The 23,598-nt window shown below is 74.1% G+C and carries 23 protein-coding genes; 13 read left to right on the top strand and 10 right to left on the bottom strand.

The features are described 5' to 3' along the window. Positions 1-227 precede the first annotated feature (227 nt). Positions 228-788 (top strand): GlcG/HbpS family heme-binding protein, encoded by a 561-nt coding sequence (locus tag Sfr03f_RS27375; protein WP_108956917.1) that lies wholly within the window; start codon positions 228-230, stop codon positions 786-788. Positions 789-895: 107 nt separating this feature from the next. Here Sfr03f_RS27375 and Sfr03f_RS27370 read toward each other — a convergent pair whose 3' ends face one another. The 3 genes from Sfr03f_RS27370 to Sfr03f_RS27360 form a co-directional block, all read right to left on the bottom strand. Continuing rightward, positions 896-1,075: a hypothetical protein gene (locus Sfr03f_RS27370; protein ID WP_108956916.1), complete on the bottom strand. Its 180-nt coding sequence runs from the start codon at positions 1,073-1,075 to the stop codon at positions 896-898. A 45-nt stretch (positions 1,076-1,120) separates the two neighbouring features. Beyond that, the gene (locus Sfr03f_RS27365; RefSeq protein WP_108956854.1) at positions 1,121-2,011 is read right to left on the bottom strand and encodes an undecaprenyl-diphosphate phosphatase; all 891 of its coding nucleotides are present in this window, start codon (positions 2,009-2,011) and stop codon (positions 1,121-1,123) included. Positions 2,012-2,146: 135 nt separating this feature from the next. After that, entirely contained in the window at positions 2,147-2,971 is an 825-nt protein-coding gene (locus Sfr03f_RS27360; RefSeq protein ID WP_108956853.1) for a TVP38/TMEM64 family protein, read from the bottom strand. A gap of 81 nt (positions 2,972-3,052) precedes the next feature. On the opposite strand from Sfr03f_RS27360, the gene Sfr03f_RS27355 reads away from it, so the two are divergent. Next, positions 3,053-3,907 (top strand): spermidine synthase, encoded by an 855-nt coding sequence (locus Sfr03f_RS27355; protein ID WP_108956852.1) that lies wholly within the window; start codon positions 3,053-3,055, stop codon positions 3,905-3,907. A 163-nt stretch (positions 3,908-4,070) separates the two neighbouring features. Here Sfr03f_RS27355 and Sfr03f_RS27350 read toward each other — a convergent pair whose 3' ends face one another. Both Sfr03f_RS27350 and Sfr03f_RS27345 read right to left on the bottom strand, forming a co-directional pair. Next, a complete protein-coding gene (locus Sfr03f_RS27350) occupies positions 4,071-5,432 on the bottom strand; it encodes an MFS transporter (protein ID WP_245967784.1) in 1,362 nt (453 codons plus the stop codon). 150 nt (positions 5,433-5,582) lie between these two features. After that, a complete protein-coding gene (locus tag Sfr03f_RS27345; protein ID WP_108956851.1) occupies positions 5,583-6,620 on the bottom strand; it encodes a DUF8017 domain-containing protein in 1,038 nt (345 codons plus the stop codon). Positions 6,621-6,845: 225 nt separating this feature from the next. On the opposite strand from Sfr03f_RS27345, the gene Sfr03f_RS27340 reads away from it, so the two are divergent. After that, positions 6,846-7,655: a DedA family protein gene (locus tag Sfr03f_RS27340; RefSeq protein ID WP_108956850.1), complete on the top strand. Its 810-nt coding sequence runs from the start codon at positions 6,846-6,848 to the stop codon at positions 7,653-7,655. A 7-nt stretch (positions 7,656-7,662) separates the two neighbouring features. On the opposite strand, the gene Sfr03f_RS27335 is transcribed toward Sfr03f_RS27340, so the two are convergent. After that, the gene (locus Sfr03f_RS27335; RefSeq protein ID WP_108956849.1) at positions 7,663-8,196 is read right to left on the bottom strand and encodes a gamma carbonic anhydrase family protein; all 534 of its coding nucleotides are present in this window, start codon (positions 8,194-8,196) and stop codon (positions 7,663-7,665) included. Positions 8,197-8,306: 110 nt separating this feature from the next. On the opposite strand from Sfr03f_RS27335, the gene Sfr03f_RS27330 reads away from it, so the two are divergent. The 3 genes from Sfr03f_RS27330 to Sfr03f_RS27320 all read left to right on the top strand — a co-directional run bounded on the left by Sfr03f_RS27330 (position 8,307) and on the right by Sfr03f_RS27320 (position 10,563). Continuing rightward, positions 8,307-9,182 (top strand): acyltransferase, encoded by an 876-nt coding sequence (locus Sfr03f_RS27330; protein ID WP_108956848.1) that lies wholly within the window; start codon positions 8,307-8,309, stop codon positions 9,180-9,182. 60 nt (positions 9,183-9,242) lie between these two features. Beyond that, a complete protein-coding gene (locus Sfr03f_RS27325; RefSeq protein WP_108956847.1) occupies positions 9,243-9,731 on the top strand; it encodes a nitroreductase/quinone reductase family protein in 489 nt (162 codons plus the stop codon). Between the two features lie 169 nt (positions 9,732-9,900). Further along, positions 9,901-10,563 carry a DedA family protein gene (locus Sfr03f_RS27320; RefSeq protein ID WP_108956846.1) on the top strand — a complete coding sequence of 221 codons (663 nt, stop codon included), beginning with the start codon at positions 9,901-9,903 and terminating at the stop codon, positions 10,561-10,563. Positions 10,564-10,584: 21 nt separating this feature from the next. On the opposite strand, the gene Sfr03f_RS27315 is transcribed toward Sfr03f_RS27320, so the two are convergent. Continuing rightward, positions 10,585-11,241 carry a TetR/AcrR family transcriptional regulator gene (locus tag Sfr03f_RS27315; protein WP_108956845.1) on the bottom strand — a complete coding sequence of 219 codons (657 nt, stop codon included), beginning with the start codon at positions 11,239-11,241 and terminating at the stop codon, positions 10,585-10,587. Between the two features lie 162 nt (positions 11,242-11,403). Here Sfr03f_RS27315 and Sfr03f_RS27310 point away from each other — a divergent pair, with 162 nt between their 5' ends. Together Sfr03f_RS27310 and Sfr03f_RS27305 are read left to right on the top strand one after the other, a co-directional pair. Then, entirely contained in the window at positions 11,404-11,964 is a 561-nt protein-coding gene (locus Sfr03f_RS27310) for an NAD(P)H-dependent oxidoreductase (RefSeq protein WP_108956844.1), read from the top strand. A gap of 134 nt (positions 11,965-12,098) precedes the next feature. Beyond that, entirely contained in the window at positions 12,099-12,974 is an 876-nt protein-coding gene (locus Sfr03f_RS27305; RefSeq protein ID WP_108956843.1) for an oxygenase MpaB family protein, read from the top strand. Between the two features lie 106 nt (positions 12,975-13,080). Here Sfr03f_RS27305 and katG read toward each other — a convergent pair whose 3' ends face one another. Further along, positions 13,081-15,309, bottom strand: a complete 2,229-nt coding sequence (katG, locus tag Sfr03f_RS27300) for a catalase/peroxidase HPI (RefSeq protein ID WP_108956842.1) — start codon at positions 15,307-15,309, stop codon at positions 13,081-13,083. Positions 15,310-15,362: 53 nt separating this feature from the next. Continuing rightward, positions 15,363-15,794, bottom strand: a complete 432-nt coding sequence (locus Sfr03f_RS27295) for a Fur family transcriptional regulator (protein WP_108956914.1) — start codon at positions 15,792-15,794, stop codon at positions 15,363-15,365. A 260-nt stretch (positions 15,795-16,054) separates the two neighbouring features. Here Sfr03f_RS27295 and Sfr03f_RS27290 point away from each other — a divergent pair, with 260 nt between their 5' ends. From Sfr03f_RS27290 to Sfr03f_RS27280, 3 genes are all read left to right on the top strand, one after another. After that, the gene (locus Sfr03f_RS27290) at positions 16,055-17,482 is read left to right on the top strand and encodes a hypothetical protein (RefSeq protein WP_108956841.1); all 1,428 of its coding nucleotides are present in this window, start codon (positions 16,055-16,057) and stop codon (positions 17,480-17,482) included. 117 nt (positions 17,483-17,599) lie between these two features. Further along, on the top strand, positions 17,600-18,886 hold the full coding sequence (locus Sfr03f_RS27285) for an AAA family ATPase (RefSeq protein ID WP_108956840.1): 1,287 nt from the start codon (positions 17,600-17,602) through the stop codon (positions 18,884-18,886). 311 nt (positions 18,887-19,197) lie between these two features. Beyond that, positions 19,198-20,409 carry a vWA domain-containing protein gene (locus Sfr03f_RS27280; protein ID WP_245967792.1) on the top strand — a complete coding sequence of 404 codons (1,212 nt, stop codon included), beginning with the start codon at positions 19,198-19,200 and terminating at the stop codon, positions 20,407-20,409. A 262-nt stretch (positions 20,410-20,671) separates the two neighbouring features. On the opposite strand, the gene Sfr03f_RS27275 is transcribed toward Sfr03f_RS27280, so the two are convergent. Then, complete coding sequence (locus Sfr03f_RS27275; protein ID WP_108956838.1) at positions 20,672-21,130, bottom strand: MarR family winged helix-turn-helix transcriptional regulator; 459 nt, start codon at positions 21,128-21,130, stop codon at positions 20,672-20,674. 214 nt (positions 21,131-21,344) lie between these two features. Between Sfr03f_RS27275 and Sfr03f_RS27270 the strand changes: the two genes are divergently transcribed. After that, complete coding sequence (locus tag Sfr03f_RS27270) at positions 21,345-22,592, top strand: MFS transporter (RefSeq protein WP_108956837.1); 1,248 nt, start codon at positions 21,345-21,347, stop codon at positions 22,590-22,592. A gap of 172 nt (positions 22,593-22,764) precedes the next feature. Further along, entirely contained in the window at positions 22,765-23,595 is an 831-nt protein-coding gene (locus Sfr03f_RS27265) for an aldo/keto reductase (protein WP_108956836.1), read from the top strand. Positions 23,596-23,598 lie beyond the last annotated feature (3 nt).

Raw genomic sequence — 23,598 nt, 5'->3', positions numbered from 1 at the left:
GGGGCGCCGCTCCGGCCGCGGGGGCCGGACCGGCGGCCGCCGCTCCCTCCAGGCAAACCCGTGCGCGCGGTGGGCGCATCAGCCGTTCGGATGACATCGCCGTCAGCCGTCGGGACCCGCGTGACCAGCCGGAACGCCGACGCCCGGGGGGCCGGGGCGCTCGGAGGATGGAGACCGACGGACCGGGGAGCGAGGTTCCCCGGACGACCTGCGAGGAGCTGCTCACCATGACGAAGAAGACGACCCCGCGCACCCGTGTCCTGCTCGGCACGGTCGCCGCCGCGGTGCTGGGCGCCGGTACGTTCGGCGCCGTGACCGCGAACGCCGCCGGGCCGGCGCCCGCGGCTGCGCCCGCCGCGGCCGACGTGACGAAGGGCCGGAACACCACGCAGACCACCCACCTCACGGCCGACGCCGCCGTCCGGGCCGCGCAGGCCGCGCTGGACGCGGCCCAGGACGCGGACCAGAAGGTCACGGTCGCCGTCGTGGACCGCAACGGCAACACCGTCGTGACCCTGCGCGGCGACGGCGCCGGTCCCCAGTCCTACGACTCGGCGGTGCGCAAGGCGTACACGGCCGTCTCCTGGAACGCGCCCACCTCGGTGCTCGCCGGACGGCTGGACCAGGCCCCGCACCTGAAGGACATCCCGAACACCCTCTTCCTGGCCGGCGGCGCGCCGGTCACCGCCAAGGGCGCCCCGATCGCGGGCATCGGTGTCGCCGGGGCCCCGTCCGGCGACCTGGACGAGAAGTTCGCGCAGGCGGGTGTGGCCGTCCTCGGCAGGTGAACCGGTGCGGCGGCGCCCGGCCGGTGCGCCGCCGCCCGCACGACGCCTACGTCTGCCGAGGGCGCAGCGCCTGCCGAGGGCGCAGCGCCTGCCGGCGGCGCGGGACCCTAGGCCGGCTGCAGCGCCTCGGCCCGCACGGCGTGGGCCCACTCGACGACCAGTTGTTCGTACCGGGCGCGGTCCTGAGCGGTCGGCGCGCCGCTCGAGCGGAGCCACAGCGCGCGGATCATCTCGTTCAGCTCGGCGGCTGAGCGCGCGGATTCACGGACCTCGGCGTTGTGGAGCATGGCGACCACCCTAGGGGGAAGGTATGACACTCCGCTACCGGCCCGCTACAGATCGGCCGCGTGCGGACTCAGCACACCGGTCGTGATCAGGCCGAGGATGAGCAGGCCGAGGGCGATCCGGTACCAGACGAACGGCATGAACGACTTGGTGCTGATGAACTTCATGAACCACGCGATCACCGCGTAGCCGCAGACGAACGCGATCACCGTGGCGAGGAACGTCGGGCCCCAGGAGACGTGGGAGCCCTCCGCCGCGTCCTTGAGCTCGAACAGGCCCGAGGCCAGGACGGCCGGAATGGCCAGCAGGAAGGAGTAGCGGGCCGCGGCCTCCCGGCGGTACCCCATGAAGAGCCCGCCGCTGATGGTGGCCCCCGAGCGGGAGACGCCGGGAACCAGGGCCATGGCCTGGCAGAGACCGAAGATCAGGCCGTCGCGGACGCCGAGGTGGGTCAGGTCCTTCGGCCGGCGGAGGCGGTGCCGCCCGCCGCGCGCCACGGGCCGCTCGGCGTCCTCCGCGGCCCGCTCGGCCAGTCGGTCCGCGACGCCGATGACGACGCCGACGACGATCAGCATGGTTGCGGTGACCCGCAGATCGCGGAACGGGCCCTCGATGTGGTCCTTGAGGGCCACACCGAGGACGCCGATCGGGATCGAGCCCACGATCACCAGCCAGCCCATCTTGGCGTCGTGGTCGCGCCGCGCCTCCCGGTCCCGCAGGGAGCGGAACCAGGCGCTCACGATCCGCCCGATGTCCTGGCGGAAATAGATCAGCACCGCGGCCTCGGTGCCGATCTGGGTGATCGCGGTGAACGCCGCCCCCGGGTCCTGCCAGCCGGAGAACGCGGCGGTCAGCCGTAGGTGGGCGCTCGAGGAGATGGGCAGGAACTCGGTCAGCCCCTGGACGAGTCCGAGGACGAGCGATTCGAACCAAGACATGGGTGCGGGTAGTCCAAGCGCTGATCGGGGAGGCGGACCGGGTCACGACGACACCGGGGTGCGGGCACTGTAACGGTGCCGTGGCGTCCGTCCGGTGATCCACGGGTGAACGGAAGGCGTCGCGTCGCCGGCCGGTCAGCGTGCGCGCAGGTGGTGGCGCTTGCGCCAGGCGAAGACGGCGCCCCCCATGGCCGGGAGGGCGATGACGGCCACGGCGAGCAGGAAGGCCGGCGAGGTGGGACTGGCGGCGCGGGCCCCGGCGACCGCGTAGGCGGCGGTGTTGGGGATCGAGCCGAGCGCGGTGGCGAGGAGGAACGAGGAGGCACGCATCCGGGAGACGGAGGCGCAGTAGTTGGCGGCCCAGAACGGGATGCCGGGGAAGAGTCTCAGCACCATCATCGAGCGGAAGCCGTGCCGGCTGAGCTGGCCGTCGGCCGCCTGGAGCCAGCGGGCGCGCAGCAGCGGCCGCAGGGCGTCCTGGCCGAGCAGCCGGCCGAGGCCGAAGGCAAGACCCGCGCCGAGCACGGTGCCGCCGAGCGCGGTCGCCAGGCCCAGCGTCGAGCCGAAGAGCGCGCCCGCCGCCAGGTTGAGCACCGGGCGCGGGACGAAGGCCACGGTGCACACCCCGTAGGCCACGCCGAACGCCAGCGCGGCGAGACCGCCGCCGAACTGGGGCGGCCAGCCGTCCGCGACCAGGCGCTGCGGCTCGAACATCAGGACCGCCCCGGCGGCGGTGGCCAGGAGGACCACGAGCAGGCCGAGACGGGCCCACGGCGACAGCAGCAGCCGGGCGCAGCGGGCCAGCGGACCGCGTGGCGCGGGAGCCGGGGGCGGCTCCGGCGGATGCGACGGTCGCGCGGTCTTGGTCAGGGTGACAGGAGGGGTGATCACTAATCCGGCGGTCGCGGCGGGGGACGGTGCCGCGCCGGTGCCCCCAGAGCGGGTGGTGGCATCGAGCATTTGGCGACAGTAACCGAGGATGTGGGGTGTTCGCTCCTTACCGTGGCGTACGACATACCGTCACACCGGCACAATGGCTGGGTGAACGAGCCCGTACCCGTGACCCGCGCCGTCGGCCACGGCACCGCGAAACTGATGCCCGACGTGGACCGGGAGCGGGCCTGGCTGCTGACCGTCGACGGGGCACCGCAGTCCTACGTCGACCTGGACGAACCGGCCCACCTGGAGTTCGAGTACACCCGGCGGATCGGGCACCTGGTCGACACGCTGGCCGAGCCCGGGGCGGCGCTGGACGTGGTGCACCTGGGAGGCGGGGCGCTCACCCTGCCCCGGTATGTGGCCTCCACCCGGCCGGGATCCCGTCAGGATGTGGTCGAGTACGACCGCGGCCTCCTGGAGATGGTGCTGGAACACCTGCCGTTGCCGGAGGAAGCCGGTGGCGCCGGTATCCGTCCCCATGTGGGCGACGCACGTGAGTGGCTGGAGGGGGCGCCCGGGGACAGTGCGGACCTGCTGGTGGCCGACGTGTTCGGCGGCTCCCGGGTGCCGGCGCACCTCGCCTCGCTCGGCTTCGTGCGGGAGGCGCGGCGGGTGCTGCGGGACGCGGGCGTGTACGTCGCCAACCTGGCGGACGGGGCGCCGTTCGCGTTCCTGCGCTCCCAGATCGCCACGGTGGCGGCCGTGTTCGCGGAGGCGGCCGTGATCGCCGAGCCGGGCGTCCTGCGCGGGCGGCGGTTCGGCAACGCGCTGCTCGTCGCCTCGGGACGGCCGCTGGACGTGGCGCAGGTGGCCCGCCGGGTGGCCGCCGACGCGTTCCCGGCGCGGGTCGTGCACGCGGAGGCGCTGCGGGAGTTCAGCCGGGGCGCGGCGGCCGTGGACGACGCGGACGCGGTGCCCTCCCCGGAGCCGCCCGACGGCGCCTTCGGCATCGGCTGAGCCGCCGCCCGCTGCCCGCTGCCCGCACGCCCGCACGCCCGCACGCCTTGAGTCTGCCGCCCGGAGCCTGCCGGCCTTGAGCCTGCCGCTCACCGCCTTGAGCCCGCCCCGCGGCAGCCCATCCTGTGCCTGCCGCCCGGCCCCCGGCGCCGGCCCGGAACGGCTACCGCGGTGCTTCGGCCGGGGCGGGGACGGAGGAACCGGGCGCGACCGGGGTGACGGGCGCGACCGGGGTGACGGGCGTGGCGGCGGTGACGGGCGTGACCACGGCGTCGAGGGTGCCGCCCGCCTTGGGACGGGGGTCGTTCCGCAGGGTGAGGCGGCGGACGTCAGGGACCAGGAGGACCGCGGCGGTGACGAGGACGACCAGCGCCGCGCAGCCCCACAGCGCCGAGGTCCGCCCGAACGCCGTCTCCGCCGGCCCGGCCAGCGCCGTGGCCAGCGGAACCATCGCGATCGAGCCGAACCAGTCGTAGGCGGAGACCCGGGACAGCTTGTCCTCGGGTATCTCCTGGTGCAGCGCCGTCATCCAGGAGACGCCGAAGACCTCGATGGTCACTCCCGTCAGGAACATGACTCCCCACAGCGCCTGCGCCGGCAGCGGCACCGCGAGAGCCGCGCTGGGCAGCGCCAGCGGGAAGACGCACAGCGTGCCCGCCAGGAGCAGCCGCCGCGGCTTCCAGCGGGTCATCAGCAGACCGCCCGCCATCGTGCCGGCCCCGAACGCGGCCAGGGCCAGGCCCCAGGGGCCCGCGCCGCCCAGGCTGTCCCGGGCGACCAGCGGCCCGTACACCGCCTCCGCGGCGCCCACCACCGCGTTGGCCACCGAGAACTGGACGACGATGCCCCACAGCCACGGCCGTGACGCGAACTCCCGCCAGCCCTCGCGGAGGTCGGCGAGCATGCCGCCGCCGGGTTCACGCGGCGCGATGCCGCGGACGTCGAGCAGCGCCCGCAGCGACGCGGCCACCGCGAAGGCGGCCGCGTCCACGGCCAGCACCCAGCCCGGCCCCATGGCGGCGACCATCGCCCCGCCGAGCGCCGCGCCGCCCAGCGAGGCGCCGTGCATGGCCATGCGGTAGACGGCGAAGGCGCGGCCGGCCTCACCGGCGGGGACGGAGGAGAGCAGCATGCCCTCCGAGGCGGGCCCGAAGAACGCCTGCGCCGCTCCGCCGAGGCCGGCCAGCAGCATCATCTGCCACAGCCGCGCCTCGCCGGCGAGGACCAGCGCGGCGAAGGCGGCCTGGGAGAGACAGTTGACGGTGTTCGCCGCCACCATCACCCGGTGCCGGGGAAGCCGGTCGGCGACCGCCCCGCCGATGAGCAGGAACAGCACCAGCGGCAGGGTGCGCGAGGCCACCACCAGGCCGACGTCCCCGCCCGACCCTCCGGAGTCGAGCACGGCGAAGGCCGAGGCGATCATCGCGCCGGCGCCACCGAGGTTGGTGACGCAGGCGGCGGCGGTGAGCAGGAGGTAGTTGCGGCGGCCGCCGGTGGACGGCGACGGTGCGGGCGGGGTGGTCACCCCCTGACTATCGCCGCTGACCAGGGCGGCTGCCAAACCCGTTTCCGGCCCTTGCCGCGCCCGGACCTCGCGGTGACCGGGCCTCGCGGTGACCGGCCCTCGTGGTGCCCGGCCCTCCGCGGGGCCGGTCACCGCGAGGGGACCTGGGCGTCAGCCCTTGGGGGTGCCGTACAGGCGGACGGTGTCGAGCACCTTCATGATCGTCTCCTCCGACACCTCGTCCTCGACGCCGGTGGCGCCGAAGAGGCTCCAGGCCACGAAGTCGCCGTTGGAGTTCTTGAAGCCGAAGGTGAGGGCCTTGCCGTCGGTGGCGCACTTGCCCTTGGCCGGAGTGTCCTTCGAGCGGGCCCAGGCGATGCTGCCCTCGACGCCGGCGGCGGTCGTGTAGGGCTTGGCCTTCTTGTCCCAGGTGACGCTCTTCTTGTCGGGCTGCGTGTAACCGGCGAACACCCAGGTGTTGGAGTGGTTGATCGCCACCTCGTCGGTGCTCTTCGCGCCGTTGGCGCCCTTGGTGCCGACGGTGGCCAGGGCGGTCTCGTCCTCCCGGCCGTCCTTGTCGTCGTCCGAGACGCACCACTTGGACTTGTAGTACGCCGGCGCCGACATGACGATCAGCGGCTCGAGGTCGTCCGAACCGTCCTCCTCGAAGCCGATGAAGGTGCCCGAGCTCTCCACCTCCCAGTCCGCCGGGACGTCGAAGGCGGTGCCCCACTTGGGGTTCACCACGACCTTCCAGCCGGGAACCGTCGGCTTCGGCCCGTCGCCGCGCGGGTTCTCCCCCGCCGGCCCGCTCGCCTCGGGGGAGGCGGGCTTCGAGGCGGACGCCGAGGCGGACGGCTTGCCGTCACCGCCGGCCACGACCTTCTCGTCGTCGTCGCCCAGCACGAGGAAACCGGTCACCGCAGCCGTCAGCACCACCGCCGAGGCGGCGACGATCGCGACCAGCTTCGTCCGACGCGACGGGTCAGAGGGACCGCCGCCGGCGGGCGGCTGCGCGGGACCCACGGGCGTGGCGGGCCCCCACTGGCCCTGCGCGGCGTAGGGGCCGGGCTGCGGCTGCTGCTGGTAGCCGGGCGTCTGGTACGGGTTGGGCTGCTGCTGGTACCCCGGCTGCTGGTAGGGGTTCACCGGCTGCTGCGGGTTGTTCGGGTTCTGCTCGCCACCAGGCGGCTGCTGTCCAGGCCACATGGCCCGTAACCCTAGTCGCGCTCAGACACGCTTTGGTCACCGTTCCTCGTCCGTGATGTAGCGAAACGGGTTCCGGGGGAGTGACGGTAGGCTTCCCGGCATACGGGTGCGGGTGCGGGCACGGGTGCCGACGCCCCCCGTGCCACGACGGCGACAACGCGCACCGGTCCGTGGAGACCGGACACGACAACCGGCGAGACGCGGGAACGCAGGAAGAAGGCACAGGTGCACGTCCAGGAATGGCTCGAGACGGTGCCGGCGGGCGCGGTCTACGCGTTGGTGGGCATCGTCATCGGTCTGGAGAGTCTCGGCATCCCGCTGCCCGGCGAGATCGTCCTGGTCTCCTCGGCGCTGCTCTCCTCCCAGCATGCGGGCATCGACCCGCTGATCCTCGGCATCTGCGCCAGCGCCGGAGCGATCATCGGCGACTCGATCGGTTACGCCATCGGCCGCAAGGGCGGACGTCCGCTGCTGGCCTGGCTGGGCGCGAAGTTCCCGAAGCACTTCAGCGAAGGGCACGTGGCCGCCGCGGAGAAGTCCTTCGACAAGTGGGGCATGTGGGCCGTCTTCTTCGGCCGGTTCGTCGCCCTGCTGCGGATCTTCGCCGGCCCGCTGGCGGGCGTGCTGCACATGCCGTACTGGAAGTTCCTGATCGCCAACGTCAGCGGCGGCATCGTCTGGGCCGGCGGCACCACCGCGGTCATCTACTACGTGGGCATCGTCGCCGAGGCGTGGCTGAAGCGGTTCTCCTGGGTCGGGCTGGTGCTCGCGGTGGTCATCGGGCTCACCTCCATGCTCCTGATGAAGCGCCGGGCGGCCAGGATGACGGCCTCCTCCTCGGACACCACCGCGGACGAGGCGGCGCCGACCGACGAGGCCGCGAAGACCGACGAGGCCGCGAAGACCGCGGAGGCGGCCACGACGGACGCGGCGGCGACCGCCGTCCCGGACGGGACGGAGGCCGCGCCCGCGGACCGGGCGGGGAACGCCGCGCCGGCGGCCGGGCGGGAGCCCGAACCGGCCGCCGACCGCTGAGGGCGGCTCAGCCGGCCGCGTGCACGGCCCGGTGCGTCCTGGCCAGCTCCGTGTAGTGGGCCGCGTTCAGCTTGAGGGCCTCGCGCTCCTCCTCGGTGAGCTCCCGCCGCACCTTGGCGGGGACTCCCGCGACCAGCGAACCGGGCGGCACGACCATCCCCTGCGGCACCAGGGCCTGCGCCGCCACCAGCGACCCGGCGCCGATCACCGCGCCGTTGAGCACGGTGGCGCCCATGCCGATCAGGCAGTCGTCCTCGACGGTCGCGCCGTGCACCACCGCGTTGTGACCGATGGAGACGCCCCGCCCGATCGTCACCGGGAAGCCCAGGTCGACGTGGAGCGTGCAGTTGTCCTGGACGTTGCTGTCCTCGCCGACCACGATCGGGGCCGCCTCCGAGCGCAGCACCGCGCCGTACCAGACGCTCGCGCCCCGGCGCAGCGTCACCTCGCCCAGCAGGACGGAGGTGGGCGCCGCGTAGGCGTCCTCCTCCAGGACCGGTTCCTTGCCGCCGATGCCCGCGACCAGTGCCTCGTGCGCCATTGCCCCTCCAGGTGGTAGCCGTTCCCCGGCACGGTATGCCACGGCCGCTGGGGTGAAGATCACAGGTCCCCGGCAGGGTCGCGGTGCCGCCTGCTGGTTACCGTGAGCGGGTGCCCAGAAGCCAGAACTCCCTCACCGCGTGGCGGCGTCGCCTCCTCCAGCGTGGCGTCCACGCCGCCTGGGGCTGGGTGCAGCGCGCCGGAGCGGTGTCCGCCGAGCAGCCGGGACGGCTGCGGTTCCGGGCGATGGGCCCGCACACCAAGCTCGCCTTCCCCCTCGGCACCGTCTTCGGCGAGCCCTGGATCGAGCTGGGCTCCTACTGCATCATCGGCGAGCAGGTCACCCTCACCGCCGGCCTGATGCCCGACCTGGACCTCGGTGCGGAGACGATCCTGCGCATAGGGAACGGCGTGGTCCTCGGGCGCGGCAGCCACGTCATCGCCGACACGACCGTGTCGATCGGCGACGACTGCTACTTCGGGCCCTACGTCTACGTCACCTCCACCAACCACTCCTACGACGACCCGCACCAGCCGATCGGCAAGCAGTGGCCGCGCACCGATCCGGTGGAGATCGGGCCCGGCTGCTGGATCGGCACCGGCGCGGTGATCCTTCCCGGCGCCCGGATCGGGCGGAACGTGGTGGTCGGCGCCGGCTCGGTGGTGCGCGGGGTCGTTCCGGACCACTCCGTGGTGGTCGGCGCGCCCGCCAAGGTCGTCCGGCGCTGGACGCCCGACCAGGGCTGGCAGCCGCCGCTGCGCACGCCCGCGCCGTCCCCCGTCCCCGCCGACGCCACCGCCGAGCAGCTGCTGGCCCTGGCCGAGCTCGACGACGAGACGGTGGCGCGCCTGGCGGCCCTGGACGACGAGGAGACCGCCCGCCCGACCGCCCTCGACGAGGAGCGGGACGCCTCCGCGGCCGTCCATGACTCCCGCGAGGAGCGGGACACCCGCGTCCGACGGGCCGTCCGGAGCCGTCGGCGGTAGCGTCGGCCGCGGAACGCGCACCCCGGACCGGAGGTGTGCGCACGGGACCGGAGGAGACCGATGAGCTTCACGCCGACCCCGAACGGAACCCGCGGCGCGGCACAGCCCGGTGCCCTGGTGCGCCGGGTGAACGCACTCGCCATGCGCCGCATCGTGCGCCGCGGCGGCGGTCGCGTCATGGGCATGGAGGCCCTCGTGCTGACCACCGTGGGACGCCGCTCCGGGCAGCCGCGGAAGACACCGGTGGCCCGCTTCGGCGAGAAGGGCGGGACCTGGCTGGTCGTCGCCAGCGCCAACGGCGCCGCACGCAACCCGGACTGGTACTACAACCTGGCCGCTCACCCCGACCAGGTCGCCGTGACGCTGGACGGCCGGACCATGGAGGTCACCGCCGAGCAACTGCGCGGCGAGGAGCGGGACAACGTCTGGCGGGTGATCACCGCCACCCAGCCGCGCTTCGCCGACTACGCGAAGAAGACGGACCGGGAGCTGCCGGTGATCCGGCTGACCCCCCGGTCGGTGCGGCTGGGGGAGGGACCCGGCGCCTGAGACGGGGGTGCCACCGCGAGGCCGGCCGCCCCGCCTCCCCGTTCTCCCGGATTCATGCTGTGGGAAACGCCACTGCGGGTGCGGGCGTCCGCTCCCGCGTCCCGGCCGCCGGTTTCCTAGGCTGGAGGGACGCCCTGTTCCCTGACGGCCCCCGCGGCCCGGAGACCTCATGCACCCTTCGTCCTTGGCCGCCGCGCAGTCGCCTCAGCCGGGCGGCATCGCCGGCTGGGCGGTCGACCTGGTGGAGAGCCTGGGCGGTCCGGGTGCCGGGCTGGCGATCGCGCTGGAGAACCTGTTCCCGCCGCTGCCCAGCGAGGTGATCCTGCCCCTGACCGGCTTCGCCGCGGGGCAGGGCGTGCTGAGCCTGCCCTCCGCGCTGTTCTGGACCACGCTGGGCTCGGTGGTGGGCGCGGTGGCCCTGTACTGGATCGGCATGCTCCTGGGCCGCCGCAGGCTCTACGCGGTCTGGGCGAAAATGCCGCTGGTGAAGACCTCCGACCTGGAGAAGACCGAGGACTGGTTCGCCCGCCACGGCACCAAGGCGGTGTTCTTCGGCCGGATGGTGCCGGTCTTCCGCAGCCTGATCTCGGTGCCCGCCGGGCTGGAGCGGATGCCGCTGCCGGTCTTCCTGGGGCTGACCGGCCTGGGGAGCCTCATCTGGAACTCCGTCCTGGTCCTGGCCGGCTACTGGCTGGGCGACCGCTGGGAGCTCGTGGAGCGGTACGTGGGCGTGCTCTCCAAGGTGGTGCTCGGCGCGGCGGTCGTCGGACTCGCGGCCTGGATCGCGGTGCGGCTGCGCGAGCGCCGCACGCAGGCCGACGACCGGACCTGAGCGCGACGCGGGCCCGACAGCTCAGGAGCAGGCGGTCAGGCGGGCGACCAGGTGGTGCCAGGCGTCCTCGACCCGGCCCAGTCCCATGCCGCATCGCACCGTCAGGTGATGGGTGAGCGAGGTGCTGAGGAAGGCGAGCAGGGTGTGGGCGAGCAGCTCGACGTCGCCGTGAGTGCCGTGCTCGCGCAGCAGATGCGTGAGGTGGGTGTGACGCAGCTGGTGGGGCGGGCTGCTGAGGGCGCGCAGCGGGTCGGTCTGCAGGGCCAGCCACAGCTCCGTGTGGCTGGCCTCGTGGTGCAGCACCGCCGGGCCGAACGCGTGCAGTCGCTCCAGGGCGGGCGCGCCCGGGCCGACCGGCGGCGGGCCCGAGAGGAACGAGGTCTGGAACTGCCGCTCGCGGTGGTCGAGGAGGGCGAACAGCAGGCCCGTGCGGTCGCCGAAGCGCCGGAAGACGGTGCCCTTGCCGACGCCGGCCGCCTGCGCCACCGCCTCCATCGTCAGGTGCGCCAGGCCGTGCTCGCCGAGCAGGCGGGTGGCGGCGTCCAGCAGCCGGGCGCGGTTGCGGGCGGCGTCGGCCCGCAGTCCGCAGGAGGCTGCCGCGACATCCGCCGGAACCCCGGTCGTGGGGCCGACGACCGTGAGAGGTTCGCCGGAGGGCGGCGGTACAGCGGTGTCCATGAGCTTCACAGTACCGCAACAGAGCGAAAGTGGACCGTGGTCCGGATAGGTGGTACAAATTTGAACGAGGGCCGGTGAGGCGGAGCGTTCCGCCTGCCGTCCAGGTGGTGAGCGCTGCTTGCCGCCGCCACCCATGTCGTCCTGTTTCCCCAAGGAGTGCTCATGTCCGTCCGCATCCTCGCCCTTGTCGGCAGCCTCCGCGCCGGCTCGCACAACCGCCAGCTCGCCGAGGCCGCCGCCAAGCACGCCCCGGAGGGTGTGGAGGTGGAGGTGTTCGAGGGTCTGGCCGAGGTGCCCTTCTACAACGAGGACATCGACGTCGAGGGCTCGCTGCCCGAGGCCGCCGCCCGCCTGCGTGAGGCCGCCGGCTCCGCCGACGCGATCCTGTGGTTCACCCCCGAGTACAACGGCACCATGCCGGCCGTGCTGAAGAACGCCATCGACTGGCTGTCCCGGCCGTTCGGCGCCGGTGCGCTGTCCGGTCTTCCGGTCGCCGTGATCGGCACCGCCTACGGCCAGTACGGCGGCGTGTGGGCCCAGGACGAGGCGCGCAAGGCCCTCGGCATCGCCGGCGCCGTGGTCGTCGAGGAGCCCAAGCTGGCCATCGCCGGCTCGGTCGTCCGCTTCGCCGAGCTGCACCCGGCCGACGACACCGAGGCCGTCGACGGTCTGGTCGAGGTGCTGTCCCAGGTCGCCGAGCGCACCCGCGCCGCCGCCGCCTGAGGCGCCCCGCTCCGCAACCGCCGCGACGGCGGCACGGGTCTGATCCCGTGCCGCCGTCGCGGCGTTCCCCGGATGCCGTCCGGACCACCCGTCGCGACGTCCGCAGCCGATCCGCAGCAGACCGAGGAGACGCCATGACCGTGACACAGCCCGCCGCGACCGCCTCGCGGGTGAGGGCCCCGCTGCCCGGAGGACCGGTGTGGCGGATCTTCGGCGACGTGCGCTCCCTGCTGCTGGCCCCCGAGCTCCTGCTCCTCCAGGTGGCCCACCCGGTCGTCGGGGCCGGGGTCGCCGACCACAGCAACTTCCGCGCCGAGCCCTGGCCCCGGCTGGGCCGTACCCTGCTCTCGCTGAGCACCGTGATCTACGGCGGTCAGGAGGCCGCCACCGCCGAGGCGCGGCGGCTGATCGGCGTGCACGCCGGCATGAAGGGCCTCGACGCGTCCGGGCGCCGGTACCACGCCCTGCACCCCGAGGCTTACCACTGGGTGCACGCCACCCTGGTCAAGGCGCCGGTGGACGCGATGCGGCTCTTCGGGCCGGGACTGGGCGAGGACGAACTCGCGGCGTACTACCGGGAGATGCGGGACGTCGGCCGGGTGTGGGGGCTCAAGGATTACCACCTGCCGCCCGACTGGCCCTCGTTCCTCGCCTACTACGACGCCATGGTCGCCGACCGGCTGGAGCCCAACCGGTCGGTGCGGGACGTGCTCGACGCGCTGGCCTCGCCCGCGAGACCGGCGCCCTGGGTCCCGGACGCGCTCTGGCGGCCCGTGGCCCGGGCGGCGGGGCGGGCCGCCCTGTTCGTCACCGTCGGGGTGCTCCCGCCCGTGCTGCGGGAACGTTTCGGCCTGTCCTGGTCCCCGCGGCAGGAGCGGCGGCTGCGGCGGTTCGCCCGCGTGGTGCGGCTCCTGGTGGCGCCGCTGCCGGTGAGGCTGCGCGTGGCGCTGGGCGGCGTCCTGGCCCGCCGGGCCGGGCGCCGCGGACGGGCCCGGGCCGCGAGCGCCTGACCTGCCCGGACGCGGGAACGCCCCCGCCCGGCCTGGCGGCCGGGCGGGGGCGTTCCGTCGGGGTCGGACGACCGGAGTCTCCCGACCGGATCGGATCGGTCAGCGATCAGACCAGGTCGAAGCGGTCGGCGTTCATGACCTTGTTCCACGCCTGCACGAAGTCCTTGACGAACTTCTCCTTGGCGTCGTCGCTCGCGTAGACCTCGGCGACGGCGCGCAGCTCGGAGTTGGAGCCGAAGACGAGGTCGGCACGCGTGCCGGTCCACTTCTTCTCGCCGGTGGCCTCGTCGAAGGCCTCGTACAGGTTGCTCTCGCCGTCCACCGGCTTCCACGTCGTGCCCAGGTCGAGCAGGTTGACGAAGAAGTCGTTGGTGAGCTTGCCCGGGGCCTCGGTCAGGACACCGTGCTCGGCGTCCTGGTAGTTGGCGCCCAGCACGCGCAGGCCGCCGACCAGGACGGTCATCTCGGGCGCGCTCAGGTTGAGCAGGTTGGCGCGGTCGACCAGCAGGTGCTCGGCGGGCAGGCGGTTGGCCTTGCCGAGGTAGTTGCGGAAGCCGTCCGCCTTCGGCTCGAGGGCGGCGAAGGACTCGACGTCCGTCTGCTCCTGGGTGGCGTCGACGCGGCCCGCGGTGAACGGAACCTCGATGTCGAAGCCCGCCTCCTTGGCGGCCTTCTCGACGCCGACGGCGCCGGCGAGGACGATCACGTCGGCCAGGGAGACCTGCTTGCCGCCGGTGAGGGAGGCGTTGAAGGTCTCCTGGACGCCCTCGAGGGCGCTCAGGACGGTCTTGAGCTTCTGCGGCTCGTTGACCTCCCAGTCGGCCTGCGGCTGCAGGCGGATGCGGGCGCCGTTGGCGCCGCCGCGCTTGTCGCTGCCGCGGAAGGAGGACGCGGAGGCCCAGGCGGTGGAGACCAGCTGCTGGACGGACAGGCCGGACTCGGCGATCTTCGCCTTCAGCGCGGCGACGTCCGCCTCGTCGATGACCTCGAACTCGCGGTCCGGCAGCGGGTCCTGCCAGATCAGCGTCTCGGAGGGGACCTCGGGGCCCAGGTAACGGACGGCCGGGCCCATGTCACGGTGGGTCAGCTTGAACCAGGCGCGGGCGAACGCGTCGGCGAAGGCCTGCTCGTCCTCGAGGAAGCGGCGCGAGATGCCCTCGTACACCGGGTCCATGCGCAGCGCGAGGTCGGTGGTGAACATGATCGGCTGGTGGCGGACACCCTCGAGGTGGGCGTCGGGCACGACCTTGCCGGCACCGTGCTTCGGACGCCACTGCAGCGCGCCGGCCGGGCTGCGGAACTGCTCCCACTCGTAGCCGAACAGGATCTTGAAGTACTCGTTGTCCCACTTGGTGGGCTCGTAGGTCCAGGCGCCCTCGAGACCGGAGGTCACGGTGTCCGCGCCCTTGCCGGTGCCGTGGCTGTTGCGCCAGCCCAGGCCCTGCTCCTCGAGACCGGCCGCCTCCGGGTCGTCGCCGACCGCGTCCGCCGGGCCGTTGCCGTGCGCCTTGCCGAAGGTGTGACCACCGGCGATCAGCGCGACCGTCTCCTCGTCGTTCATCGCCATGCGGCGGAACGTCTCGCGGATGTCGCGGGCGGCGGCCAGCGGGTCGCCGTTGCCGTTGGGGCCCTCGGGGTTGACGTAGATCAGACCCATCTGGACCGCGGCGAGGGGCTCCTCGAGGTCACGGTCGCCGGAGTAGCGCTCGTCGGCGAGCCAGGTGGTCTCCGGGCCCCAGTACACGTCCTCGTCGGGCTCCCAGACGTCCGCGCGGCCGCCGGCGTAGCCGAAGGTCTCGAAGCCCATCGACTCCAGGGCGACGTTGCCCGCGAGGATCATCAGGTCGGCCCAGGAGATGGCCTGGCCGTACTTCTTCTTCACCGGCCACAGCAGACGGCGGGCCTTGTCCAGGTTGACGTTGTCCGGCCAGCTGTTGAGCGGCGCGAAGCGCTGCTGACCGGCGCCCGCGCCACCGCGGCCGTCGGTGATGCGGTAGGTGCCGGCGCTGTGCCACGCCATGCGGATCATGAAGGGGCCGTAGTGACCGTAGTCCGCCGGCCACCAGTCCTGCGACTCGGTGAGGAGCGCGGCGATGTCCTGCTTAACGGCGGCGAGGTCGAGGCCCTTGAAGGCCTCGGCGTAGTCGAAGCCCTCGCCCAGCGGGTTGGCGACCGCGGGGTTCTTGGCGAGGATCTTGAGGTTGAGCCGCTCCGGCCACCACTGGCGGTTGCCGCCGCCGGCGGTCGGGTGCGGGGCGCGAGCGCCGTGCGCGACGGGGCAGCCGCCCGTCTCCGCCTTCGGCTCGGTGACGATGGCGTCGTGGTTCTCAGTCAATGTCTGTCCTTCTGGATCAGGCGGTCACGGCTCAGGTGCTGCGAGCTGTGGGACTACTGGCGAGCGGTGGAACAGGCGGGGCACAGGCCCCAGTACGTCACCTCGGCCTCTTCGATGACGAAGCCGTGGTTCTGGGAGGCGGTCAGGCAGGGCGCCTCACCGACCGCACAGTCCACGTCGGCGACGGTGCCGCAGGAGCGGCAGACGACGTGGTGATGGTTGTCCCCGACACGCACCTCGTACCGGGCCGGGCTGCCGGCCGGTTCGATGCGGCGGACCAGCCCCGCGGCCGTCAGCGCGTGCAGCGCCTCGTAGACGGCCTGGGTCGAGACGTGGCCCACGCGCTCGCGCACTCCGGAGGCGATCGCCTCGGCGCCGAGGTGGTCCCCGGCCCTGACGGTTTCGAGCAGCGCGACGCGGGCTGCCGTCACCCGCAGGCCGGCGCCGCGCAGTTCCTCGGCGGGCGAGGCGGGGTTTGCGGTCATGGTCACGAACCCTACACGGCTTGAGGCGAGAGGTACAGAAAGACGAGTCATTCCAGTTAAGGAGCTACATTTCTGTGGCTTTTCGACCGTTTCGCGACGATATTGTGTCCGGGTTCTGTCCGCTCGGGGCGGTGTCACTCGCCTCTGACCCCTCGTCGAAAAACACCTGACAGGCCTGAGCGCGGCGCGGTACCGTTCCCGGCGATGACGACCAACTCCGTTCACAGATTGGGGGACCCGTCCGCGCAAGGTGAGTGCTGATGCTCACCGACCACGCGAACGGACGACTCTCCCTGTGGCGGCGCGTACGCGCCCACGCCGTGCCGCCCTCCATGATCGAGACGGCGACGGCCCGCCGCGAAGCGGGCGACTGGGCGGGGGCCTGCGCCGCCGCCCGCGTCGACGTCGATCTCGACCTGCGGGCCCTCGCGCGCCGGCACGGCCGGGACTTCGCCGCCCGCCTCCGCTCCGACCTGCGGCGCCTCGCACCCGACCTGTTGCGCTGGCACCTGCCGAGGATCGCCCCGGACGGACTGCTGCGCCCCGGCCTGACCGTGCCCCTCGTCCGTTACGACGGTGCGGCCGGCGAGGGCGTCGGCGCCGCCGCTCGCGGCCCGGTGAGCCTGGTGGTGCGCACCCACCCCGCGTGGGCGGACGCCGGACAGCGGCTCTCCCTCGCCCTGTGGGACCCGTCCGCCCGGGACGCCGCGTCCCGACGGCACCCGCACCCTTCGCCCAGCCGGCGCCACCGCCTCGACCTGCACCGTCACCTGTGGGACGCGACCAGGTCGGGGGAACTGCCCGCCCGGTCCACGAACGGCGCGCCGCCCGCGGACCGGGACGCCTGGCCGGAGCCGCTGCGCGCGCTGCCGCCCGGCCGCCGGTACGCCGTCGGCCGCTGGGCGGACGAGGCGGGCCTCGTGCTCGACGCCGAGGACCTCGGCCCGGCGGGAAGCGTGCTGGTGCGGCTCGGCGGCAAGGGCAGGCTGATGCTGGACGTGGCGCGCGACGGCGGCGGAACCTGGCGGATCGCCGGCGCCCGCCGGCCGCGGCAGGCCGCCGCGGCCGGCCTGCCGGTGTTGCCCGACGCCGCCACCTGGGTCCCGCCGGACCTCGCCCTGCTGGCCGCCGGCCTCGTCGAGCCGCACGAACTGCACCCGCTGGTCGCCGCCGCGCTCGCCCCCGGGCACCCCCCGGCCACCGCCGGGGCGCCCGCGCGCCGTGCGGAGGAGCCCGGCGTGGTGGAGTGCCGTGGCGAGTTCCACCGGATCGCCCAGGTCGACGGCGTCCTCGCGCCGCTCGACCACGGCCCGGTCGAGCTCCGCCGCGAGGCGCTCCTGGTCGCGCTGGGCGGGCCGCCGCTGCCCTGCCTCCGTGCCGTCGACGAAGCACTCCGCAGCCCGCAGTGCCTGCCCGGCGTACGCGAGCGCCTCGCACACGGAGACACCGACGGGGCCCTGGAGATCGTCACGACGCTGCTCGGACCCCAGGCGGTGCTGCGCGAGGGCGAGTTGCTCGACGCGCTCGCGGCCGCCGTGGAACAGCGGGCCGTGCACGGCCTGTTCCGGGCCGGGCTGACCCTCTCCGACCGCCTTGAGGGCGTTCCCCGCCATGTGCTGGCGGCCCCGACGACCCCTTCCCACCGCCGCGCGGTGCGTCGCCGCGCAGGGGAAGCCGCCCACCGCTGAGTGCTCCGCGCGCCCGTTGCCGGGCCCGCGATCTCCCGTGCCGCCTCGGCTTCCTCGGAGGCCGCCGCGTGACACCTCGTCACCTGCCACCACGCCCTTCTCCGCAGAGGAATCCCCATGACTGCCACCCTGTCTCCCGCCGTCCCCGACACAGCCCCGGACCCCGCGCCGGGTGTCCCGGCCCGCTCCCCGCTGGAGGTCGCCTCCGCCCTGCTCGCCGTGCTGGGCGACACCACCACCGAACCGCGCCGCGACATGCAGCTCGAAGCGCTGACCCTGGCCGTCGCCGCCGACCTCCCGGTGCTGCTCTGGGGCGAGCCGGGCATCGGGAAGACCGCCGCCGTCACGCAGCTGGCCGAGGAGCTGGAGCTGCCGCTGACCACGGTGATCGCCAGCGTCCACGAACCGTCGGACTTCTCCGGCCTGCCAGTCGTCGGCGACGACCCGGCCACGCAGGGCGTGCCGATGGCCCCGCCGGACTGGGCGGTGCGCCTGGTCCGCCAGGGACGCGGACTGCTCTTCCTGGACGAGCTGTCCACCGCGCCGCCCGCCGTGCAGGCGGCGCTGCTCCGGCTGGTGCTCGAGAGGAGGGTCGGCGCCCTGGGGCTCCCGGAGGGCATCCGCATCGTCGCCGCCGCCAACCCGCGCGCCTCCGCGGCCGACGGCTGGGAGCTGAGCGCGCCGCTGGCCAACCGGTTCGTGCACCTCCCGTGGCTGCACGACTCCGAGGTGGTGGTCCGCGGCCTCGGCGGCACCTGGCCGCGCGCCACCCTTCCCCGGCTCGACCCCGCCGAGCTGCCCCGGGCGGTCGGCCTCGCCCGGCGCGCGGTGTGCGGACTGCTCACCGCGCGACCCAAGCTGGTGCACCAGCTGCCCGCCAACGAGGCACGCCGGGGCGGCGCCTGGCCCTCGCCCCGCACCTGGGACATGGCCCTGCGCCTGATCGCCTTCGCCACCGCCGCCGGGGCGCCGCGGGACGTGCTGTCGCTGCTGGTCAGGGGAGTGGTGGGGGACGGGCCAGGGCTCGAACTGCTGGCGAGCATGGACCGGATGGACCTCCCCGACCCGGAGGACGTGCTGGCCGACCCGGCCGGGGCCGAGCTGCCGCAGCGCGGCGACCTGCGGCAGGCGGTGCTGGAGGCGGTCGTGGCCGCGGTGGGGGCCCGGCCCACCCGGGAGCGGTGGGACGCCGCCTGGTCGCTGCTGGTGCGGGCCATGGAGACCGGGGCGCCCGACCTCGTGGTGGTCCCGGCGACCACGCTGGCCGCGCTGCGGCAGGACGAGTGGGACGTGCCGGCGGCGATCGAGCGGCTGGCCGGAGTGGTGGACCTCTCCCGCCGTGCCGACCGGGCGGCGGCCCGCGTGGCGAACGCCGACGCTGGCGCGGCGAGGGCGGCGCGATGACGAGGGCGGTGGCGGGGGCCACGGCGAGGGCGGCGGTGAGGGCGACGGCGACGGCGGCGGCCGGAACAGCAGCGGGAACGGCGGTGGGGACGGCAGCGGGGACGACGGCAGGGACGGCAGCGGGGACGGCGGTGGGAACGGCAGCGGGGACGGCAGCGGGGACGGCGGTGGGAACGGCAGCGGGGACGGCGGTGGGAACGGCGGCGAGGGCGGGGGAGTCCCGGGTGGGCGCGGTGCCCCGGTCGAGGCCCGCACCCGCGCCCCGGCAGGGGGCGGCTCCCCGCCCTGCCCAGGCCTCGCCGGAGCCCGGGCTGCTGGACCTGGACAAGCTGTACGCGGCCCGGCTGCAGGCCGCCCGGGCCCGCCCCTACCTGGCGGCGGCGCTGTACGCGCTGCACGTGGTCGAGTCGCACCAGGTCCCCACCATGGCGGTGGACCGGTACTGGCGCTGCTACGCGTCACCCGCGTTCGTGGCGTCCCTGCCGGTGGAGGAGCTCGCCTCCGTCTGGGTGCACGAGGTGTCCCACCTGCTGCGCGACCACCACGGGCGCAGCGACCGGATGGCCCGGGCCCGGGACCTGACCGGCCCCGGGGACCGGCTGCGCATGAACATCGCCGCCGACTGCGAGATCAACGACGACGCCTTCGGCCACGGGCTGCCCGAGCCCGCCGATGTCGTCACCCCGCGGCTGCTGGGTCTCGAGAACGACGGGGTCATGGAGGACTACGTCGACCGGATCCGGCTCCACCGGCATACCGAGCGCTTCACCTGGCTCGACTGCGGCAGCGGCGCGGACGGCATGACCCGCGGATGGGAGTTCGGGCCCGAGGGCGCCCACGGACTGACCGACCAGGAGCGTGACGCGGTGCGCTTCCGGGTGGCGCAGGGCATCTCCGCCCGGCCCGGCAACACCCCGGGGGCCTGGCGGCGGTGGGCCGAGGAGGTGTTCCACGCGCCGCAGCCCTGGCGGGCGCTGCTGGGCGCGGCGATCCGCTCGGCGGCCACCGGCCCGGGAGCCGGCCAGGACTACACGTACGGCCGCCCGTCCCGCCGCTCGGCCGGGCTGCCCGGCGTCGTCCTGCCGAGCCTGCGGCGCCGGCCGCCCAAGGTGACCGTGGTCGTCGACACCTCCGGCTCGGTGAGCGACACCGAACTCGGCAGCGCCCTGCTCGAGGTGGCCGCCATCACCAGGTCCCTGGGAGGCCGCAGGGACCTGGTGACCGTGATCAGCTGCGACGCGGCCACCCACCGGGTGGGGCCGGTCTGCGCCGGGGAGGGCGTCACGCTCCTCGGCGGAGGCGGCACGGACCTGCGGTCCGGTTTCGACACGGCGCTGGGGGCGCGGCCCCGTCCCGACGTCGTGGTCGCGCTGACCGACGGCCAGACCTCCTGGCCCGCGTCCCGGCCGCCCTGCCGCACGGTCGTGGGGCTGTTCCCCCGTGCTCCGTACTACTCGGAGGACGACCCCCACCACACGCCCGACGTCCCTCCGGCGTGGGCCCGGGTGGTGGAGATCGGGTAGGGACGGCTCCCTCCGTGGGCAGGGACCGGGGCCAGGGCGGGCGCGGTGCCCCGGGGCCTGATCCCGTGCCGTGCGCCGAGGGCGTCCCGCACGCGGTGGAGCGCCGGGTGCCACGCGGCGGTGGAGCGCCGGGTGCCACGCGGCGGTGGAGCGCCGGGTTTCACGCGGCGGTGGAGCGCCGGGTTTCACGCGGCAGCGGAGCGCCGGGTCCCACGCGGCGGCGGTGCACCGGGGTCTTACGCGGCAGCGGTGTGCCGGCTTCTTACGCGGCGGCGGTGCGCGCGGACTCCACCACGCGGACCAGCGGCTCAAGGCGCGGGTCCCGCGACGCGTCGTCGAGGGCCTCGCGCAGGGCGGCCTCGTGCGTCGGCCGGGCCTCGGTGAGCAGGGCCAGGCCGGACCCGGACACGTCCGTGTAGATGCCGCGCCGGTCGGTGGGGCACAGGTAGCGCGACAGCAGGCCCCGGTCCTCCAGGCGCGTCACCAGCCGCGTGGTCGCGCTCTGGCTCAGCACGACGGCCTCGGCGACCTGCTTCATCTGCAGGTGGCCGCCCGGTCCGTCGTGCTGCCGGCTGAGGACGTCCAGCAGGGAGTACTCCCGCGGGCTCAGCCCGTGGCGCTGCAGCGCGCGCTCGAGGTGGGACTCGATCCTGCCGTGCAGGAGGGAGAGCGCGCACCAGCCGTCGGCGAGGGCGGTGAGCGAGGGATCGGTCGCGGTCACGCTGACCTCCTACTCGGCAAAGGGGTCGGTCGGGTCGGGAAACGTCCGACGCGGACGCCGGCGGACCACTGCCGGACCCGCCGGACGTTCACCAATCCTTCCACACAGGGGTTACCCGGGGCCAGATTTAGCCCGCGTTTGCAATTATCCCGCGTGTGCAACTAATGTCGTCGCCTGTAACCACCCCCCGCAACACATCGTCTGGGAGAACCCCATGCCTCTCGCGCTCCTGGCTCTGGCCGTCGGGGCCTTCGGGATCGGCACCACGGAGTTCGTGATCATGGGCGTGCTGCCCCAGGTCGCGGACGACTTCGGCGTCACCGTCCCGACCGCCGGCTGGCTGGTGACCGGCTACGCGCTGGGCGTCGTCCTCGGCGCCCCGCTGCTGACCGTGCTGGGCACCAAGGTGTCCCGCAAGAAGATGCTGATGTTCCTCATGGGCCTCTTCGTCGCCGGCAACCTCCTGTCGGCCGTCGCCCCGGTCTTCGGCCTGATGCTCGCCGGGCGGATCGTCGCCTCGCTGGCGCACGGCGCGTTCTTCGGCATCGGCTCCGTGGTCGCCGCCGACCTGGTCGCCCCGCACCGCCGGGCGTCCGCGATCTCGCTGATGTTCATGGGCCTGACCGTCGCCAACGTCGTCGGCGTCCCCGGCGGCACCTACCTCGGCCAGGTCGCCGGCTGGCGCACCACCTTCGCCGCCGTCGCCGCGCTCGGCGTCGTCGGGCTGCTCGGCGTCGCCCGGCTGATCCCCGAGGGCGGACGCCCGCCCGCCGCCGACGTCCGTGCCGAGTTCGCCGCCTTCCGCAACCTGCAGGTGTGGCTGGCGATGGCGATGACCGTGCTCGGCTTCGGCGGGGTCTTCGCCGCCATCACCTACATCACGCCCCTGGCGACGGAGGTCACCGGCTTCGCGGAGTCCTCCGTGACCTGGCTGCTGGTGCTGTTCGGCCTGGGCATGTTCTTCGGCAACCTGGTCGGCGGCAAGCTTGCCGACCGGGCGCTGATGCCGCTGCTGTTCACCGCGCTGGCATCGCTGTCGGCGACCCTGTTCGTCTTCACGGTCACCGCCCACCACAAGGCGCTCGCCGTCGTCACCCTGACCCTGATCGGCGCCCTGGGCTTCGCCACCGTGCCGCCGCTGCAGAAGTGGGTGCTCGACCAGGCGTCGGCGGCCCCCACCCTGGCGTCCGCCGCCAACATCGGCGCCTTCAACCTCGGCAACGCGCTCGCCGCCTGGCTGGGCGGTCTGGTGATCTCCGGCGGCCTCGGATACACCGCCCCCAACTGGGTAGGCGCGATCCTGGCCGGCTCCGCCCTCCTGCTCTCCCTGCTCGCGGCCCACCTGGACCGCCGGGCCCGGCGCACCGGCGTCACCGGCCGGATGGTGGCCGGCTCGGAGAGGTCCGCCGCGCCGAGGCCGGCGCCGGAGGCGGAAGCGGCGCCGCTGCCTGCGAGTCTGTGACGACCCCGTCCGGCCCTCTCCACCCCTGCCCCGCCGCCCGAAGCCCCGCCGCCCGAAGCCCCGTCGTCCGAACCGCCGCCGCCCGAACCTCCGTCGTGGGAACCCCCCGCCGCCGGAACACCCATCAGCAACCCCGTCGTCCGCATCACCGGCACCACCGCAAGGAAGCACCATGACCACCCCCTCCGTCCCCACCGTCACCCTCAACAACGGCGTCGACATCCCCCAGCTGGGCTTCGGCGTCTTCCAGGTCCCCGACGAGGACACCACCGCCGCCGTCACCGCGGCCCTGGAGGCCGGCTACCGCTCGATCGACACCGCCGCGATCTACGGCAACGAGGCGGGAGTCGGCAAGGCGATCGCCGCATCCGGCGTCGCCCGCGACGACCTGTTCGTCACCACCAAGGTGTGGAACTCCGAGCAGGGCTACGACGCCACCCTGCGCGCCTTCGACGAGAGCCTGGCCAAGCTGGGCCTCGACCACGTCGACCTGTACCTGATCCACTGGCCCACCCCGGCCCGTGACCTGTACCTCGACACCTGGCGCGCCTTCGAGCGGCTGGCCGCCGACGGCCGGATCCGCGCCGCGGGCGTCTCCAACTTCCAGCCCGCCCACCTGCGCCGGCTGCTGGACCACAGCTCGCTGGTCCCCGCCGTCAACCAGGTCGAACTCCACCCCGCGCTGCAGCAGGCCGAACTGCGCGCCGTGCACGCCGAGCTGGGCATCGCCACCGAGGCGTGGAGCCCGCTGGCCCAGGGCGCGGTGCTGCAGGAGGAGGCGATCGTCTCCCTCGCCGAGCGCCACGGCAGGACGCCCGCGCAGATCGTGCTGCGCTGGCACCTCCAGCTCGGCAACGTTGTGATCCCCAAGTCGGTCACCCCGGCGCGCATCGCCGAGAACATCGACGTCTTCGGGTTCACCCTCACCGACGAGGAGATGGCCTCGCTCGCCACCCTCGACCGCGGGCTGCGCACGGGTCCCGACCCGGACGAGTTCAACTGATGT

It is taken from the genome of Streptomyces fragilis, from assembly GCF_003112515.1.
Classification (GTDB): Bacteria; Actinomycetota; Actinomycetes; order Streptomycetales; family Streptomycetaceae; genus Streptomyces; species Streptomyces fragilis.
This window is presented reverse-complemented; position numbering and strand designations above follow the sequence as displayed.

What these genes read in the sequence shown, in the direction of transcription:
- Sfr03f_RS27320 (WP_108956846.1), top strand. Translation starts at nt 9,901, where the DNA reads ATGCACCCTTCGTCCTTGGCCGCCGCGCAGTCGCCTCAGCCGGGCGGC.
- Sfr03f_RS27375 (WP_108956917.1), top strand. Translation starts at nt 228, where the DNA reads ATGACGAAGAAGACGACCCCGCGCACCCGTGTCCTGCTCGGCACGGTC.
- Sfr03f_RS27315 (WP_108956845.1), bottom strand. Translation starts at nt 11,241, where the DNA reads ATGGACACCGCTGTACCGCCGCCCTCCGGCGAACCTCTCACGGTCGTC.
- Sfr03f_RS27295 (WP_108956914.1), bottom strand. Translation starts at nt 15,794, where the DNA reads ATGACCGCAAACCCCGCCTCGCCCGCCGAGGAACTGCGCGGCGCCGGC.
- Sfr03f_RS27310 (WP_108956844.1), top strand. Translation starts at nt 11,404, where the DNA reads ATGTCCGTCCGCATCCTCGCCCTTGTCGGCAGCCTCCGCGCCGGCTCG.
- Sfr03f_RS27305 (WP_108956843.1), top strand. Translation starts at nt 12,099, where the DNA reads ATGACCGTGACACAGCCCGCCGCGACCGCCTCGCGGGTGAGGGCCCCG.
- Sfr03f_RS27270 (WP_108956837.1), top strand. Translation starts at nt 21,345, where the DNA reads ATGCCTCTCGCGCTCCTGGCTCTGGCCGTCGGGGCCTTCGGGATCGGC.
- Sfr03f_RS27335 (WP_108956849.1), bottom strand. Translation starts at nt 8,196, where the DNA reads ATGGCGCACGAGGCACTGGTCGCGGGCATCGGCGGCAAGGAACCGGTC.
- Sfr03f_RS27325 (WP_108956847.1), top strand. Translation starts at nt 9,243, where the DNA reads ATGAGCTTCACGCCGACCCCGAACGGAACCCGCGGCGCGGCACAGCCC.
- Sfr03f_RS27265 (WP_108956836.1), top strand. Translation starts at nt 22,765, where the DNA reads ATGACCACCCCCTCCGTCCCCACCGTCACCCTCAACAACGGCGTCGAC.
- Sfr03f_RS27360 (WP_108956853.1), bottom strand. Translation starts at nt 2,971, where the DNA reads ATGCTCGATGCCACCACCCGCTCTGGGGGCACCGGCGCGGCACCGTCC.
- Sfr03f_RS27290 (WP_108956841.1), top strand. Translation starts at nt 16,055, where the DNA reads ATGCTCACCGACCACGCGAACGGACGACTCTCCCTGTGGCGGCGCGTA.
- Sfr03f_RS27370 (WP_108956916.1), bottom strand. Translation starts at nt 1,075, where the DNA reads ATGCTCCACAACGCCGAGGTCCGTGAATCCGCGCGCTCAGCCGCCGAG.
- Sfr03f_RS27365 (WP_108956854.1), bottom strand. Translation starts at nt 2,011, where the DNA reads ATGTCTTGGTTCGAATCGCTCGTCCTCGGACTCGTCCAGGGGCTGACC.
- Sfr03f_RS27285 (WP_108956840.1), top strand. Translation starts at nt 17,600, where the DNA reads ATGACTGCCACCCTGTCTCCCGCCGTCCCCGACACAGCCCCGGACCCC.
- Sfr03f_RS27345 (WP_108956851.1), bottom strand. Translation starts at nt 6,620, where the DNA reads ATGTGGCCTGGACAGCAGCCGCCTGGTGGCGAGCAGAACCCGAACAAC.